Annotated in this window: 1 protein-coding gene; it reads left to right on the forward strand. The window is 47.3% G+C overall.

What is annotated here, in order from left to right; translation table 11 throughout:
- A partial coding sequence (locus tag DCC82_RS03990; RefSeq protein WP_146177911.1) for a transposase occupies positions 1-241 on the forward strand: 241 nt, incomplete at its 5' end.
- Positions 242-245: the final 4 nt, after the last annotated feature.

Below are 245 nucleotides of genomic sequence, written 5' to 3' on the forward strand. Positions count from 1 at the left end.
TCAGTTAGCTAAACAGAGCCCTTTTGCTTCTTTTCAGGAAGCAGCCAACACGCTTGAAAGGTGGAAGGAGCCGATTCTTTCCTACTTTTTGTGCCCATATACGAATGCCCGAATCGAGGGGACGAACCACAAGATCAAAAACATCAAACGCCGGGCATACGGCTATCGAAATTTAGAACGGTTTCGTTTGCGTGTATTTCTGGAGTGTACAGGGAACACTACAGGTAGTCAGGCTGCTTAAGCGC

The sequence above is a fragment of the Geobacillus sp. LYN3 genome, from assembly GCF_003064505.1.
Classification (GTDB): Bacteria; Bacillota; Bacilli; order Bacillales; family Anoxybacillaceae; genus Parageobacillus_B; species Parageobacillus_B toebii.